Origin of the sequence: Bacillus sp. 22483 (genome assembly GCF_052044605.1) — a bacterium.
Classification (GTDB): Bacteria; Bacillota; Bacilli; order Bacillales; family Bacillaceae; genus Bacillus; species Bacillus altitudinis.
Window position 1 is genome coordinate 231,057 of the sequence record NZ_JBQENU010000006.1, and the last position, 14,117, is coordinate 245,173.

Here is a 14,117-nt window from a genome sequence, read left to right on the forward strand (position 1 = left end):
AGTACAAACCACTAGAGGAGGGTGAAGTATGCTGAAAAAAGGAACTACAGCAGCTGTTACGTGTATTGCGTCAGCCATGCTTTTATCAGGATGCGGATTGTTTCAAACAGACCAAGCGAAAACAGAGATTGATCCACCACAAAATGTCACGTTTGTGAAAGAAAATAAAGAAGAGAAACAAACAGCCAAAGAAGGAAAAGAAGAGAAGCAAGCAGATACCGTCATGAGAGAATTATATTTAATTGATAAAAATGGATATGTTGTGTCTCAATCCATTCCGCTGCCGAAAAACGAAGGAAGTGCGAAACAAACACTTGAATACCTCGTAGACGGGGGACCGATTTCTAACCTGATGCCAAATGGATTCAGAGCCGTGCTGCCGGCGGACACGAGCGTATCTGTCGATATTAAAGATGGCACAGCGGTTGTGGATTTCTCAAATGAATTCAAAAACTATAAAAAAGAAGACGAACAGCGCATTTTACAATCAGTCACTTGGACATTAACGCAGTTTGATTCGGTAGCGAAAGTCAAATTAAAGATGAATGGCCATGAATTAAAAGAGATGCCTGTGAATGGGACACCGATTTCAGATGATTTAAGCAGAGAGGACGGCATTAATATTCAGCACGAGGCTGCGGCTGATATGACATCGACAAAGCCTGTGACTGTCTACTATTTAGCTGAATCTGATAAACAGACGTACTATGTCCCTGTGACCAAAAGAGCACCAAAAGAAGAGGATGATCCAATTACAGCAGCCATTGATGAGCTCGTCTCTGGGCCAAGCAAAACAAGCCAATTGCTGACAGACTTTGATCAAGATGTGAAGCTCAATGATGTCCCGAAAGTAAAAGACGGTCATGTGACACTAGATTTCAATGAATCCATTTTTGGCAGTGCAGATGAAAAGAAAAAAGTCATTTCACAAAAAGTTCTTGATAGCATTGTGCTGACATTAACAGAGCTGCCAGATGTGAAAAGCGTGTCTGTGAAGGTAAACGGAAAGGCAGAGCTTGTGAACGAAAAAGGAGCAGAGCTCACAAAGCCAGTTTCAAGACCAGAACAAGTGAATACAGGTAGTTTTTAACGTCACACATTGATATAATGGAGAAAATGAGGCATGCACATTCGCTGCCTCTTTTTTATTCCAAGCGATTAGAACGGATCGAGGTTGTCAAAGTTAATAGGAGAACCCCGCTGACACCCGCGCGGAATGTATATTGTAACGGAGGTAAAACATGAGATTAGATGAAAGACAATACGACGAATTAAGAAAAATTGAAATACAGGCAGGCTACATTACGCACCCAGAAGGCTCTGTCTTAATCTCAGCGGGAAATACGAAGGTGATTTGTAACGCATCTATCGAGGACCGCGTACCTCCTTTTTTAAGAGGAGAAGGAAAAGGCTGGATTACAGCAGAATATAGCATGCTTCCAAGAGCAACGGCTCAAAGAACGATAAGAGAATCATCTAAAGGAAAAGTCACAGGACGTACAATGGAGATCCAGCGTTTAATTGGACGAGCTCTACGCGCAGTCGTTGATTTAGAAAAGCTTGGTGAACGCACCATTTGGATTGATTGTGATGTTATTCAAGCAGACGGCGGCACACGCACAGCTTCTATTACAGGTGCATTTGTGGCCATGACACTAGCGATTCAAAAGCTTCAATCAGAAGGCGTTTTGAAAGAAAATCCGATCACTGATTATTTAGCCGCGATATCCGTCGGAATTGATTCTAAACAGGGACTTCTGTTAGATTTAAATTATGAAGAAGATTCTTCAGCTGAAGTGGATATGAATGTCATCATGACAGGCGCTGGACGCTTTGTTGAACTTCAAGGCACTGGCGAAGAAGCGACATTCTCAAGAGAACAGCTAAACGGACTGCTTGATTTAGCCGAAAAAGGCATCAAAGAATTAATTGAAAAGCAAAAAGCAGTGACAGGAGAAGTTATCGAATAAAGAGAAGGGTTTGATCAGGATGAAAACTGCCATCATCGCAACGCACAATGCGGGCAAAGCGAAAGAATTCAAAGCCATTCTTGAGCCAAAAGGATTCACGGTCAAAACACTAGCGGACATCGGATTTACGGAAGAGATCGAAGAAACAGGACATACCTTTGAAGAAAATGCGATTATCAAAGCCGAGGCCATTCAAGCCAAAGCAGGTGAAATGGTGATTGCAGACGACTCGGGTCTGTCGATTGATTACCTTGGCGGAAAACCTGGCGTCTATTCAGCGAGGTATGCGGGCGAGCATAAAAACGATGCCGAGAACGTGGAAAAGGTGCTGAATGAGCTGCGAGGCATAGAAAAAGAAGACCGCACTGCTAGATTCAGATGTGCCCTGGCTGTCAGTATACCGGGCAAAGAGACTCAAACGGTAGAAGGATCAGTAGAAGGCTTTATCGCCGAAGAACCGATCGGCGAAAACGGCTTCGGATACGACCCAATTTTCATCGTCAAAGACAAAGACCAGACGATGGCCGAGTTATCACCAGAGGAAAAAAACAAGATCAGCCATCGAGCGGTCGCGCTTCAAAAGCTTTCATCACTGCTAGACGCAAATGAATAAGGGGGAATGAAGCCATGAAGATACTCATCATTAGTGACAGTCATGGACTCACAGACGAACTTCAAACCATTGCTAAACGGCATGCGGCTGAAGTGGACATGATGATTCACTGCGGAGATTCAGAACTCGAAACGAACCACCCAGCACTCGAAGGATACAAAGTCGTCAAAGGAAATTGTGACTTTATGGGCGATTTTGAAGAAGAGCTCCTGCTCCCACTCGACGGAGGCGGAAAACTATTTCTCACTCACGGACATCTGCATGGCATCAAACAATCCTTGCTTCAAGTCTACTACCGTGCAGAAGAGCTAGGCGCAGACATTATCTGCTTTGGCCACTCGCACATCCCAGGCAGTGAACTGCTAAGAGGAAAACTCCTCATTAACCCAGGCAGCGTGCACCTGCCAAGAGTGCGCAAAGAGCGCAGCTATGCTATACTGACACTAGATGGAAGCGAAGCAAACGTACAGTTTTTCACGGACGAAGGTCACGTCATACTAGACCTCGAAAACACTGTCACATTGGAAGGTATTTCATAAGGGTGCAGCATTTGCCCCTTATGAAAAAACTTTCGAAAAACCGTTGACTTTAAAGAACAATAGTAATATAATAAATCTTGTCGCTGAGGTAATACGCCAAAGCACACTACATAACAACATGTCCCAGTAGCTCAGCAGGATAGAGCAACGGCCTTCTAAGCCGTCGGTCGGGAGTTCGAATCTCTCCTGGGACGTACTAAATTAAAAGTCTGAAATCCTTGATATGAAAGGATTTCAGACTTTTTTGTTTCTTGGAACATAAGGTTGTTTATCGCTTCAAATTAAGGTTTTGGGAGCGGATTGGTAGCTGATTTATTTTCAAGTGTTTCCGTTCCCTGTCTTTGTATCAAAGAACCTATCAAATGGGTGGTTGATTTTTGTTCAGTTGCTTCAATGACTATGAACGTAAATGGATCAAAATCAAAAATGTATAAATTGAAAAATAGAGTTATTTTTGAAAGTAGCGACTAAATATATTTAAAACAGAAACAAATGAAAAGCCTCTCTAATTTAGAGAGGCTTTTCATTTGTTAATCATCACTGTCCAATTCCCATAATTTTTGACCGTCTGCTAAATACACTGCATTTGGTGTATCTTTATAAAGTGAAATTTCAATTAAGGGACTTTTTTCTTGCTTTAACCAATCGTATATATCACAGTCGTTATTAGCGGGGGGCGATAAGATGTTATTAACTTGAAATGCGACTGCGTCATATTCTGTATAATTGACATCGTCATCTTCCAATCCGTTATCTGTTTCATAAAGCGTGTCAGATTCCCCAATAACTTTTAAACCGTTTTTCCATTCTATTATCAAATCGTTATGTTTATATTTTCGTAATGCTGAAATTAATGGATCATATCCCATTCGAATTCTCCTTAATTTATGGTTTTAAAGGCTCTGATGGTACTATATGAGCGCCGTTTTTGCTGTAATGTATTAAGCCTCTAGTAGTCTCTACATACTTACCGGTATCTTTATCATAGTATTTTCCAATCACTTGGCCAAAGTCTACTCTTTCTTTGTGCTCACCTATTTTTGTACCTTTCCCAGCGAACTTATCTAGCAATTCTTGTGCTATTTTATTATCTCCATTGAAAATGCTTTTATTTGGACGGCCATTCGCAACTTCTTGCTTATAGTTAGGTGCATCAGGAATATGTTTCTCTTGAGCGCCTGGTTTTACTTTTGCAGGGAAACCATTTACTTCACGATACGGACCTTTTGGTACGGAATGTTTGCCAAAGGAAGGTGTTTTGACAATCTTCTTGGCTACTTTCTCTCCTTTCATGATTTTGAATGCGTATTTTCCAACTTTAGCGATTTTAGCTACGGGTATCATGTGCAAGCTTGACACTAGACGATCCATGTCAGTAACTTTTTCACCTGTTACAGGGTCTCTCCCTGTGATGACTCGAATTGCATCATTTATTCCTGTAAATTCAACCGCCGTATTTAAGATATTTGAGGGTTGTTCTTCCGCTTTCACATCAGAAATCTTTGTAATGCTTTCAATATTCACTTTGTTTTGGTCCGTTATTCGTAGCCGATAGAGCATTCCATCTCGAATAACGTCAACTGTTTTGGCATTTGCGAAGTCAATCTTTTCATTTATATTATATACTTTTCCATTTACGAACACGGCGTCTTGATTAATTTTATTAGAGGATTTCCTATTTACAACCGTATCCACATTCGATCGCTCTTTATCATTCAGCTTATTAAGCATGATCGTCATTGGATTTCCATCGGGACTGTCTATTTTTTTATTCAATTCGTTTAGGTTACTGCTGATCTTTTTGTCTTCCTTATCTTTGAGAATGGACCCTTTTTGATAGGTGGTGATCCCGATTTTTGCACCAGTGAACATTGTGCCTAGAGTATCTATGTATTCCTTCATTGTTTGTATGGAGTTCTTGGTTTCATTCAAAGCACTGGCTTGTTCCCTGTCAAAGGCATGGAGCGTACCGATGGTTTTTGAGATGTTCATCCAGGCTTTTTGGTAACTGGCTTGAAAAGCAGACTCGTCAACACTTGGTAAATGAATGATATGGCTGACTTTGCCGATGGCGCTGCTCACATCTGACACGATATCAGATACGGCTCGTTCGGTATTTTTTAAACCTTGATCAAGCTCATGATCAAGAAATGATTGAGAGATAAAGCCATTTTCATTTGATTCAAATGCATGAAGTGCATTCTGTACCTTTTGGAGTACGGAGGTGTATTCTCCAATCGTGACTTGAAAGAATTGCAAGAAAGGGATATGGCACTCTGAGTAAAACGCTCGAATCGCTTTTCCAGCTTCCCCCTTTAGTGCGCCATCCAATGAAATGATTCGATTGATTTGGCTTTCAAGGGATTTGATATGTAGTGATTGTTGTATTAACTGTGACAGTGTTTGATCAATTGCATGGTGTAAGGCCTGAACATCTAACGTTTTCATGGCATTCTCCTTTAAAGCTTGGTCGCAATCAATAGAGAGTTTACCATTATTAGGAGGGGTATTGGGGAATAAATACTGAAATTCCGTGAAAATGAAACGATTTACATAGGTGATAATGACTAGATATTGAAGAACGAGTGTGGAACAGTTTGAGAATGTGTGTGTTCAAATAATAAAGACAGAAGAACAACCACCCGTATCATTAGGATTTTACCACTGTTGTATTCTTTCTGAATCTAATCATATTATTGATGAACTTATATAGTTTTCTTTCGAGATTAGTCACAAGATATATTTCTGGAAGGAATGTACGTTCAAAGATAAGCTTAAATAACCCTTCAAGTAGAAAGGTTATTTTAAAGAAGATACTTTATCAGTGAGCTGGCTATTCGAAACAATATTGATCTTGCCGATAAAAAGATTAAAGCACAAAAAGAATGATATGAAATTTGTTAAACAAACACCAATTAACTTAACTTTGTCGTTTGTGGATTAAGACTACCTAATTTTTGTATAAATATAGTATAATAAACATATAAAACCTTTTGGGAAACGGTGATAATGATGAATAGCAATTTTTCATTTTTTCAAGGGAAGTGGGCAGTACTTTCCAATTTAGGAGAAACAGCTGAGAAAAATGTATATCATGACCCACATACAACAGTAATGAAACTACGGTTATTTGCCGAAACATTAACAAAATTTATTCTAGCCGCTGAAAATATTAAGGAAGCATATGGCACGAAACAAGTTGAGCGCATCAATATATTACGTCGAGAAGGAATACTTGAACCAGAGTTAATAGATATCGTTGAAACGCTTCGTCGCAAAGGGAATGTGGCCATGCATGAAGCAGGTTATCAAAAAACAGAAGAAGCGAAATCTTTATTGCATTTGGCTTTTCGTTTGTCGACTTGGTTTATGGAGGTATACGGTGATTGGAATTTTCAAGCTCCAGAGTACATAGAGCCAAATAAACAAACAGGAATAGATACACGACAGCTCCAACAAGAGTATGAAGTGAAAGTGAGGCAGCTTGAAGAGGAATTAGAGACAATTCGCCATCAAGCTGAATTAGAGCAAGCAGATGAGAAAATGAAACGTAGAAAAGCGTCCAAAAACTTCATGCGTAGGCAGCAGCTGACTGAAGATGAAACACGTATCATCATTGATCAGAAGTTACGTGCTGCTGGATGGGAAGTAGACACGAATTTACTAAACTATAAAAAAAACAGGACGCTACCAGAGAAAAACAAACATATGGCCATTGCTGAGTGGAAGGTCGATGGCGGCTGGGTTGATTATGCATTGTTTATTGGACTCAAGCTTGTTGGTTTCATTGAAGCAAAAGCAGAAAAGAAAACGATTCCTGGGGCATTAGATAGTCAAACAAAAGTGTACGCGAAAAATGTCATGCAAGTAGAAGATGAACAGATTACACCAACAACTGGTGATTATCAAGTCCCATTCTTATATGCAACAAATGGTCGCCCTTATTTAAGACAGCTTCAAGAGGAATCGGGTATTTGGTTCTGGGATTCACGCAAACCATTTGAACATGCACGTCCGCTTGAAGGGTGGCATTCACCAGAAGATTTACAGCTTCTTCTTAGCCAAGATGATAAGGATGCGGATAAGCGTCTAGAAGAAGATGATATAACGAAGTTTGGATTGCGTCACTATCAGCAGAATGCGGTTCTGGCTGCAGAAAAGTCGTTAAAAGAAGGAAACAGAAGAATGCTTATTGCAATGGCTACAGGAACTGGGAAAACTCGTACCGCGATTGCGCTTATGTATCGCTTAATTAAGTCTAAAAAGTGTCGCCGCATTCTTTTTCTTGTCGACCGTAATTCACTCGGTAAACAAACAGAGGATTCACTGAAAGATACGAAAATTGAAGGTTACTCGTTTGCTGATATATATGATGTGAAGTCATTAGGCGATCTCACACCGGAAGTTGAAACGAAGGTGCAGATTGCAACCGTGCAGGGAATGGTTCGCAGACTTTTTTATAGCGATAGCGAAAAGCTTCCAAGCGTCGGGCAATATGATTTCATCATTGTAGATGAGGCGCACCGAGGCTATACAAGTGATAGAGAAATGACAGAGGAAGAATTAGAGTTCCGTGATCAGAATGATTATATTAGTCAATATCGGCGCGTTATCGATTATTTTGATGCGGCATGTTTAGGGCTTACCGCAACACCTGCTCTACATACAACAGACATTTTTGGTATGCCAATTTTTAAATATTCATATAGCGAAGCAGTGTTGGACGGATATCTAGTGGACCATGAGCCCCCTTATTTGTTTAAAACAGAACTTTCACAAGTGGGCATCACCTTTGAAAAAGATGAGGAAGTAGAAGTGTATGATGTTGATAAAGGGGAGATTCAACTAGAAAAGTTAGAAGATACTGTGCACTTTGAAGTGGAGCAGTTTAATAAAAAAGTCATTACAGAACCGTTTAACCGTGCAGTTTTAAATAAATTAGTTGATTATATTGACCCTGCAGGTAAAGAAAAAACGCTCATCTTTGCAGCTACTGATCAACACGCAGATCTTGTTGTTCGCTTATTAAAAGAAGCATTTAAAGAACGTGGCGATGACATTGAAGATGATGCCATTATGAAAATCACTGGCTATATCTACAAGCCATTAGATGCCATTAAACGGTTTAAAAATGAGCGACTACCTAATGTCGTTGTTACAGTTGATTTACTCACAACAGGTATTGACGTGCCGCCGATCACAAATTTGGTGTTTTTAAGAAGAATACAATCTCGTATTCTCTATGATCAAATGCTTGGCCGTGCGACTCGCCTCTGCCCAGAGATTGGGAAAACACACTTTAACATCTACGATGCCGTTGGAATATATGACAAGTTGCAACATTATACAGAAATGAAACCAGTTGTGAAGAAACAAAACTTTCGTATTGGTGATTTGTATGATTCTCTTGTAAATGCAACGACTGATGAGGAAGCTTCGTTTTATCGTGATCAATTAGTAGCAAAAATCCAACGTCGCAAACAAAGATTTGATGAAGAAGGCATTGGGAAGTTTGAAGAATTATCAAATGGAAAACATGTGGATGAATGGGTGAAAGAAATTCAAACATACTCACCACAAGAAGCCACACAGCATAATATTCTATTTGAATACATGGAAACGTACCAAGTAACACGTGAAAAACGCTATATATCTGATAAGGAAGATGAAGTAACAGACGTCATTCGTGGGTATGGTGAAGGGAACAAGCGACCAGAAGATTATCTGGATGGTTTTGTTCGATTTATCAAAGAAAATATCAATGAAATTCCCGCTTTGCATCTGATCTGTACACGACCAAAAGATCTAACGAGACAAGATTTGCGAGAACTTATGACGATTTTAGAAACAAAAGGCTTTAAGCAATCTCATTTACAAACCGCTTGGAAACAGACAAAAAATGAGGACATTGCAGCAGATATTATTAGTTTTATTCGCCAAGCTGCATTAGGTGAAGCACTCATTGACCATGAAGCACGTATTAAACAGGCAATGCACAAAGTGTATTCACTGCATGATTGGACGCCAAGACAAAAGAAATGGTTAGAGAGAATAGAAAAGCAATTACTTCAAGTGCCTGTTCTTGCGCCTACCGCAGAAGAGGCATTCTCGGAAGAACCTTTTAGAACGTCTGGTGGCTACAAATTACTGAAACGTGAATTCGGTGATGATATTGATCAAATTGTGAATACGATCAATGAGAACCTTTATATCAGCTAACGATGGTGCCTCTTCATTGAGGCACTTTTTTGGGTTATAATGAAAAGGTTCGCTTTCAACTAAAAATCATCAAATTTGATTTAATAGATTAGAAGCTTTTCAGGAGGAAAAAAGATGAATAACCAAGAAATCGTTCAAAAATTATGGAATTTATGCAATGTACTTCGTGATGATGGTATTACATATCAACAATATGTCACGGAGTTAACCTATATTTTATTTTTAAAAATGATGAAAGAACAGCAAACAGAAAATGTAATACCTGAAGGATATAGATGGGATGATTTGCTAGAAAAAGAAGGGGTAGAACTCAAAACATTTTATCAACATCTTTTAATTAAGCTGGGTAATAGCGAGAATGCTCAATTGCGTCAGATATACACTGATGCTGCTACTAGTATTACTGAACCCAAGAACCTAGAGAAAATTCTGAAGACCATTGATGGCCTTGATTGGTACAACGCAAAAGAAGAAGGTTTAGGTAATTTATATGAAGGCTTGTTAGAAAAAAACGCAAGCGAAACAAAATCAGGTGCTGGTCAATACTTTACACCGCGTGTATTAATTGATGTAATGGTGCAGCTGATTGACCCTAAACCTGGAGAAAGATGCAATGACCCTGCAGCTGGTACATTTGGTTTTATGATTGCGGCAGACCAGTATCTGAAAAATAAGACAGATAACTATTATGATTTAGATCCACAACTGGGCGTTTTCCAAAAGAAAGAAGCATTTACTGGCATGGAACTCGTCACAGGGACTCATCGTCTTGCTCTAATGAATGCATTACTTCATGATATCGAAGGGCGACTGGAACAAGGGGATTCGTTATCTAGTAATGGAAAATGGATGAAAAACTTTGATGTCATTTTAACCAATCCACCATTTGGGACGAAGAAAGGTGGAGAGAGCGTCTCCCGTGATGACCTGACGTTTGAAACTTCCAATAAACAGCTTAATTTTCTACAGTTAATTTATAACGCTTTAAAAGACGATGGTCATGCACGCGCAGCAGTTGTATTACCTGATAATGTCTTGTTTGAAAGCGGGGTTGGTGCACAGATTCGACGCGATTTAATGAATAAATGCAATCTGCATACAATCTTACGCTTACCAACGGGGATTTTCTATGCCCAAGGTGTGAAAACAAACGTCTTATTTTTCACAAGAGAAACAACAGACCAAGATAACACAAAGGATGTTTGGGTATACGATCTCCGCACCAATATGAAGTCATTCGGAAAACGGAATCAGCTAACAATGGCACACTTTGAACACTTCATGAGAGCATATGTAGCAGAAGACCGCTCAAAAGTAGAGGATGAACGTTGGAATGTGTTCACAAGAGAGGACATTGCAAAAAAAGGGGATAGTTTAGATATCGGATTGATTGCAGATGAATCATTATCTTCCTATGACAACTTACCAGATCCAATTGAATCAGCAGAAGAAGCAATTGTAAAGCTTCAGCAGGCTATGGGTTTATTAAATGAAGTGGTTGAGGAGTTGCGTGCTGTTGAAGAGGATGAGGTGGTCAAACAGTGAGTAAGAAAAAGAAGACCATTGAGGAGTTATTGAAAGAAGCACTAGTATCAGATGAACAACAACCGTATGAAGTGCCAGAAAATTGGGTGTGGACTAAACTTGGATGCGTATTTGAACAAGTAAAAGAACAAATTCAACCTACAGGGAACGAAAAGTATATTGGTTTAGAACACATGAATAAAGGAGGAGGTATATTAGAAGTTGGTAATACGGAAGGCGTAAAAAGTAAAAAAGTAGTTTTCAAAAAGAATGATGTATTATACGGGAAGCTACGACCATATCTTAATAAGCATGCTTATGTAGAATTTGACGGGGTAGCATCAACCGATATACTTGTATATCGTAATAAAAATATAAGGGCTAACAAATTATTAAACATGTACTTAGGGTTACCCCAAGTATTACAGTATGCTAACGAAAACAGTAATGGTATAAATCTGCCAAGGGTTTCTCCAAAGGCTATGGATAATATGTTTTTTCCACTCCCGCCATTTCATGAACAAAAACGAATTGCTGACAAAGTAGAGCGGCTTATAAGTAAAATTGATGAAGCAAAGCAGTTGGTTGAGGAAGCGAAGAAAACGTTTGAACTTCGTCGAGCGGCTATTTTGGATAAGGCGTTTCGTGGGGAATTGACTAGGAAGTGGAGAGGGGAAAATGCTGATATAACTACGGCTAATGAATGGATTGAACAAATAAATTTATTAAAAGAAGGAACAAAAACAAAGTATAAAGACCAATTAGACTCAAGTATTTTAGAAAAGCTATATGAATTGCCAAGAGAATGGAAGTGGGTGCGCTTAAATGATCTAATTGAAGCATCCACATATGGCACATCTGCTAAAACAAATGATGACGTAACTGGAACACCAGTATTAAGAATGGGGAATATTGTTGATGGTTATCTTGAACTAAATAACTTGAAGTATCTCCCGAACAATCATGAAGATGTTTTAAAATATGATTTACAAACTAATGATTTATTATTTAATAGGACGAATAGTTATGAATTAGTTGGTAAAACGTCTGTAATAACAGAAGATGTCTCAGAGAGATTTACATTTGCATCTTATCTAATCAGAGTTCGATTGTTTTATAAAGATTTTTTAGCTAGTTATGTTTCTCATTATATTAATAGCCATGTAGGACGTAAAATACTTCTATCAATGGTTACCCAACAGGTTGGACAAGCTAATATTAACTCACAAAAACTGGCTTCTTTACCGATTCCTTTGCCTTCGCAGGAAGAAGTTATGGAAATTACAAGCTGGCTTAATAATTATCGAGAACTAGAAAGCAAACAAAAAGAAATGATTCTAGTAGAAGAGAATACTGAAGCACTAAAGCAATCTATCCTCTCTAAAGCATTCCGAGGTGAACTGGGAACAAATGACCTAGGTGAAGAAAGTGCTATTGAATTGCTGAAAGACGTGCTACAAGAACAAGTAAAATAGTTATAGGAAGGGCATCCAAATTAATTGGATGTCTTTTATGGTTGCATACATGCCAAGTTGTGGTATTGGGTATGTTGGTGTTTTGGTTTGATACAGAAACCACTCTCATTCACAAACTGACAATCGGTAAATTTCTGCCCACTACATCTCTCTTTCTTTACATAAAGGATATGGGGGATATTCCTACATTTTCACTGGGGAGATGAAGGAGGTAAACCTATAGTCGGTTCATCCACACAGCATGAAAAGAATTGACTTTTTCGAAACGAATCTAATTATAGTCTATTTGAACGTGAACGAATAGCGGATATATAAAGTAGCTCAGCAGGATAGAGCAACGGCCTTCTAGGCCGTCGATTGGGAGTTCGAATCTCTACTGGGACGTATGATGATTTGAAACTGTTAAAAAGCCAAAAACATTGATGAATCAAAGTTTCTGGCTTTTTTATTTTTTTCCTATTGTTTAACAAAGTATTTTAGCGATCTTTTATGACTCGAGTCCAACAGGATGGTCAGGCTAAAATCAACTTTAAAGTGGATTTAATATTTGGTGTTTATGAAAACGCAAGTTATCTTAAGAACCAATTAGCCCCGGAGAAATTTGTTCAACCCTTGCCCAATCAAATATGGTTTCGATTTGCATTTGATTCTTGCAATTTATTTTTAGAGATCCTTCATTTTCTGTTGTGCTAATCTCAAAATGATCAATTATATTATTATTTCCTAAATGATTAATTTTTAAATCTGTTACACCAATGAATGATAATTCAACGTAGACAACATCAAAATTCCCCCAACGTTTAGGTTTATTCTTCACGGAGTCTTTTGTCATTAGTCTTATAAATAGAGTAGGACCATCTCTGTTTAAATCAACATTCATGATCTCTGCATTTTTAAATTGTGGGATCTCCCCAAAAATTTGAGTCATCGCTTGTGGGTTCATAAACTTTTCTTCTCTAATCATTTGGAAACTCCTCGTTTGGGTTATTTATTGTTTCTTCTTTCAAAATAATAATGGTCTTCTACACCTTCAACTTTACCATTGCGTGTGTTGTTTTCAGGTCTTACATTGTGGTGTGAAGGTTGGTTTCCGACGCCTCCTTCTCCAAAATCGTGACCATTTGAATGATCCTGAATAACAATCTTTTTACCATTAACATCATACGTAAGTTCTCTCGTAAGGATGGGTTGGTTTTTTTTATTTAATATTCGTTTTCCATTCTTATCTGTTAAGGGCACTATCTTTTGACTTTCAGGATTCTGTGTTCTTGGTATATTTAATTGGCGTTTAATTTCTTTTAAACTAGCTTTTCTAGATTCATGATGGTTTTTATTTAAGTTTTTCTGTACGTCTAGTGTTGCTTTAGTTTTTAATTTATTACTTACACCATTTAGCCCAAAGGGCAAAAGCATCCCCAGCGCTGCATTCATACTCGCTTCCTGCTGTTCTTTCGAGATCTTATTTCCAAACATATCTCGACCCGTAATCGCTTCGCTGAAGCCGTTTGTTGCGGTGAGGCCATATAAGCCTTTTTGTGATGTTTTCAGGGCGTCAAAAGACTTCTGTGATGTCTTGTAAATGTCTACTGCTCTGACTGCGGCGGACGTGGCTTGAGTCGTTTTATAAACGGCTTTACCGCCTTTGAAAATACGTCCTGCCCAGCCGACGATCGGGATGTATCCTGCTGCAGCCATGCCTCCTGCGGCGACTCGCTGTCCTGCGGTGAGTTCTTCACCTGTGATCGGATCGACACCTGTTGCGGCACGTTTTGCATCG

General features: G+C 38.9%; 11 protein-coding genes and 1 tRNA gene. 8 read left to right on the top strand and 4 right to left on the bottom strand.

From position 1 onward, the window contains the following. Positions 1 to 28: 28 nt before the first annotated feature. The 5 genes from ACTJJQ_RS11630 to ACTJJQ_RS11650 all read left to right on the top strand — a co-directional run bounded on the left by ACTJJQ_RS11630 (position 29) and on the right by ACTJJQ_RS11650 (position 3,316). Positions 29 to 1,090, top strand: a complete 1,062-nt coding sequence (locus tag ACTJJQ_RS11630; RefSeq protein ID WP_366205952.1) for a GerMN domain-containing protein — start codon at positions 29 to 31, stop codon at positions 1,088 to 1,090. A gap of 151 nt (positions 1,091 to 1,241) precedes the next feature. Beyond that, positions 1,242 to 1,970, top strand: a complete 729-nt coding sequence (gene rph / locus ACTJJQ_RS11635) for a ribonuclease PH (protein ID WP_007501599.1) — start codon at positions 1,242 to 1,244, stop codon at positions 1,968 to 1,970. A 10-nt stretch (positions 1,971 to 1,980) separates the two neighbouring features. Further along, the gene (locus ACTJJQ_RS11640; RefSeq protein WP_169791232.1) at positions 1,981 to 2,583 is read left to right on the top strand and encodes an XTP/dITP diphosphatase; all 603 of its coding nucleotides are present in this window, start codon (positions 1,981 to 1,983) and stop codon (positions 2,581 to 2,583) included. 14 nt (positions 2,584 to 2,597) lie between these two features. After that, the gene (locus tag ACTJJQ_RS11645; protein WP_099496658.1) at positions 2,598 to 3,122 is read left to right on the top strand and encodes a YfcE family phosphodiesterase; all 525 of its coding nucleotides are present in this window, start codon (positions 2,598 to 2,600) and stop codon (positions 3,120 to 3,122) included. Between the two features lie 120 nt (positions 3,123 to 3,242). Beyond that, a tRNA-Arg gene (locus ACTJJQ_RS11650) sits at positions 3,243 to 3,316 on the top strand. A 336-nt stretch (positions 3,317 to 3,652) separates the two neighbouring features. On the opposite strand, the gene ACTJJQ_RS11655 is transcribed toward ACTJJQ_RS11650, so the two are convergent. Both ACTJJQ_RS11655 and ACTJJQ_RS11660 read right to left on the bottom strand, forming a co-directional pair. Then, entirely contained in the window at positions 3,653 to 3,991 is a 339-nt protein-coding gene (locus tag ACTJJQ_RS11655) for a hypothetical protein (protein WP_017367747.1), read from the bottom strand. Positions 3,992 to 4,007: 16 nt separating this feature from the next. Then, on the bottom strand, positions 4,008 to 5,570 hold the full coding sequence (locus ACTJJQ_RS11660; RefSeq protein ID WP_367637854.1) for a T7SS effector LXG polymorphic toxin: 1,563 nt from the start codon (positions 5,568 to 5,570) through the stop codon (positions 4,008 to 4,010). A gap of 564 nt (positions 5,571 to 6,134) precedes the next feature. Here ACTJJQ_RS11660 and hsdR point away from each other — a divergent pair. The 3 genes from hsdR to ACTJJQ_RS11675 all read left to right on the top strand — a co-directional run bounded on the left by hsdR (position 6,135) and on the right by ACTJJQ_RS11675 (position 12,340). Then, complete coding sequence (hsdR, locus tag ACTJJQ_RS11665; RefSeq protein WP_440600218.1) at positions 6,135 to 9,341, top strand: type I restriction-modification system endonuclease; 3,207 nt, start codon at positions 6,135 to 6,137, stop codon at positions 9,339 to 9,341. A gap of 114 nt (positions 9,342 to 9,455) precedes the next feature. Continuing rightward, a complete protein-coding gene (locus ACTJJQ_RS11670) occupies positions 9,456 to 10,886 on the top strand; it encodes a class I SAM-dependent DNA methyltransferase (RefSeq protein WP_268390256.1) in 1,431 nt (476 codons plus the stop codon). Then, positions 10,883 to 12,340 (top strand): restriction endonuclease subunit S, encoded by a 1,458-nt coding sequence (locus ACTJJQ_RS11675; RefSeq protein WP_268390254.1) that lies wholly within the window; start codon positions 10,883 to 10,885, stop codon positions 12,338 to 12,340. The genes ACTJJQ_RS11670 and ACTJJQ_RS11675 overlap by 4 nt, the downstream gene beginning before the upstream one ends. A gap of 574 nt (positions 12,341 to 12,914) precedes the next feature. Here ACTJJQ_RS11675 and ACTJJQ_RS11680 read toward each other — a convergent pair. Beyond that, on the bottom strand, positions 12,915 to 13,304 hold the full coding sequence (locus ACTJJQ_RS11680; protein ID WP_251185796.1) for an immunity 50 family protein: 390 nt from the start codon (positions 13,302 to 13,304) through the stop codon (positions 12,915 to 12,917). A gap of 20 nt (positions 13,305 to 13,324) precedes the next feature. Next, positions 13,325 to 14,117 (bottom strand): HNH/endonuclease VII fold putative polymorphic toxin (locus tag ACTJJQ_RS11685; RefSeq protein WP_440600217.1); only part of this gene is annotated, 793 nt, incomplete at its 5' end.

What these genes read in the sequence shown, in the direction of transcription:
- hsdR (WP_440600218.1), top strand. Translation starts at nt 6,135, where the DNA reads ATGAATAGCAATTTTTCATTTTTTCAAGGGAAGTGGGCAGTACTTTCC.
- rph (WP_007501599.1), top strand. Translation starts at nt 1,242, where the DNA reads ATGAGATTAGATGAAAGACAATACGACGAATTAAGAAAAATTGAAATA.
- ACTJJQ_RS11660 (WP_367637854.1), bottom strand. Translation starts at nt 5,570, where the DNA reads ATGAAAACGTTAGATGTTCAGGCCTTACACCATGCAATTGATCAAACA.
- ACTJJQ_RS11680 (WP_251185796.1), bottom strand. Translation starts at nt 13,304, where the DNA reads ATGATTAGAGAAGAAAAGTTTATGAACCCACAAGCGATGACTCAAATT.
- ACTJJQ_RS11630 (WP_366205952.1), top strand. Translation starts at nt 29, where the DNA reads ATGCTGAAAAAAGGAACTACAGCAGCTGTTACGTGTATTGCGTCAGCC.
- ACTJJQ_RS11645 (WP_099496658.1), top strand. Translation starts at nt 2,598, where the DNA reads ATGAAGATACTCATCATTAGTGACAGTCATGGACTCACAGACGAACTT.
- ACTJJQ_RS11670 (WP_268390256.1), top strand. Translation starts at nt 9,456, where the DNA reads ATGAATAACCAAGAAATCGTTCAAAAATTATGGAATTTATGCAATGTA.
- ACTJJQ_RS11655 (WP_017367747.1), bottom strand. Translation starts at nt 3,991, where the DNA reads ATGGGATATGATCCATTAATTTCAGCATTACGAAAATATAAACATAAC.